This is a genomic window from Vibrio sp. 10N.222.54.A3 (assembly GCF_041474095.1).
In the GTDB taxonomy this organism is placed as follows: Bacteria; Pseudomonadota; Gammaproteobacteria; order Enterobacterales; family Vibrionaceae; genus Vibrio; species Vibrio crassostreae_C.
Map to the genome: position 1 here is coordinate 1 of NZ_JBFRTN010000096.1, position 1,892 is coordinate 1,892.

The window sequence follows — 1,892 nt, forward strand, 5'->3', positions numbered from 1 at the left end:
AATCGAGTAGGAGGAGGCCTCGCAGCCTCCGTCCTCTCACACCACCGTACAAGCGTGGGTCGCATACGGCGGTTCCGAATATACTTTCAGTGACTCGTACCCATCTCTTAGTGAGTACAGCCCCAACCCCTCGAACCATTTTATTGGCATGGCGTGATTAACCTGTGGCGTTGAAGCTAGATGCCACCAACCCTTATCTGACATCGCTAGCTTCCACGCATTACGCTCCGTTACACCTTGTCGCTGTAACCATATCGCTATGCTGTGTCTGCGTTTGCGCTGCTTTAGTCGGTAGCACCTTAATCTACGCCGTATCCATTCGTCTAAGCGCTGCATTGCACTTTTACTAACAGTAAGCTTGAAGTAGTGTTGCCATCCTCTTAGATATTGAGTTAACTCCGTGATTATCACCTGTAACTCTCGTCCTCGATTTCGCTTCGTTATCTGACGTACTCGCTTCTTCATTTGAGCTTGTGCCGTCTTCGATATCCCGATTCTTCCGTCTATCTGGAAGCGGTGGCTTAGGTAAGTTCGCTTTGTCACTCTCGTTGCTGCACTTTTCTTACGGTTTACCGTCAGCTTTAGTTTCTGCTCCAAGAACTCCGTTATCGACTCTCTGACTCGATGAGCGGCTTCCTCACTACGCACGTAGATTTGACAGTCATCTGCATATCGACAGAACTTATGCCCTCTACGCTCTAGCTCTTTATCCAGTTCATCTAATACAATATTTGATAGTAGCGGAGATAATGGCCCACCCTGGGGTGTGCCTCGTTGTCTCTGCTCAACTAGTCCATGTCGCATTATGCCTACCTGTAGGTATGACCTAATTAGCTTTAACACGCGTTTATCAGCAATATCTTGTGACAGCCTGTGCATTAGCCTATCGTGATTCACTGTATCGAAGTATTTTGCTAGGTCGATATCTACTACATAACCTCGACCCTCTCGGATGTAGCGACTGGCGGCCGACAATGCATGGTGCGCACTGCGGTTGGGTCTAAACCCGTAACTACTGTCGGAGAACTTCGGCTCATAGATACATGACAGCACTGATGTGATTGCCTGTTGGACTACCCTATCAAGGACTGTTGGGATACCTAATTGCCTTACGCCACCACTAGCTTTGGGGATTTCTACACCAAGAACAGGTTGAGGTTGATAGCTTCCATCCAGAAGACTCTGGCGAAGCTCTTGCCCGTTTGATGCCTGTCGAAGTCTTGAGATAGTGGCGTTGATGTCGAGCTTGTCGACTCCTGCACACCCTTTGTTCTTCTTCACGCGTCTAAGAGCTTGATTCAAATTGGTTGAGGAGCAGATTTGCTCCATCAACGAAGTTGAGGTCACCAAGACTCGCCCTCCTGTCTACGCCGACCATGCTTGTCATTCTTCGTATCCATGAGCTTTACTTGCGGTATTGCCCTTTGGGACGTAGAGATGAGTTTCATCTTGCTATGACTCCACATGATTGAGTGTCTAGTGACTGCTTCTTGATATATTCAGTTCAGGCCTTCCTTTGAGTTGTACATTCTCAAAGTACTATGCCTTCTGCTGACTTCTTATTGCTCATCACACAACATCACTGCTGTATTAGTCTCTATTGAGACAAACCATAAGATCTCCCGAGGTAAGACGTTGTTCTTTCCCTTGGCTGTGCCTGATTTACCACTACACACTTCCCGTCGAGGCATTGGGCTATTCTATCTATGGCTAGGTTGCCCAAGTTGTAATGGCCTACTATCAGATTTCTGTTCGTCACAACCAAGTTTTGCCATTTGCTTCCTTCAGATTTCACCTCACGGTGAACACCCTTGCATAGGCTAACGGTTCTCGCTCGACTGAGCCCGTAGAGGACTTTCACCTCCTAGATCAACGCCATGCTCGGCGCACCA

The 1,892-nt window shown here is 47.9% G+C and carries 1 protein-coding gene; it reads right to left on the minus strand.

Annotated features, from left to right (window positions below; all coding sequences use genetic code 11):
• Window positions 1-36: 36 nt before the first annotated feature.
• Window positions 37-1,329 (minus strand): group II intron reverse transcriptase/maturase, encoded by a 1,293-nt coding sequence (gene ltrA / locus AB4507_RS19110; RefSeq protein WP_170963353.1) that lies wholly within the window; start codon window positions 1,327-1,329, stop codon window positions 37-39.
• Between the last annotated feature and the right edge of the window lie 563 nt (window positions 1,330-1,892).

What these genes read in the sequence shown, in the direction of transcription:
- ltrA (WP_170963353.1), bottom strand. Translation starts at nt 1,329, where the DNA reads ATGGAGCAAATCTGCTCCTCAACCAATTTGAATCAAGCTCTTAGACGC.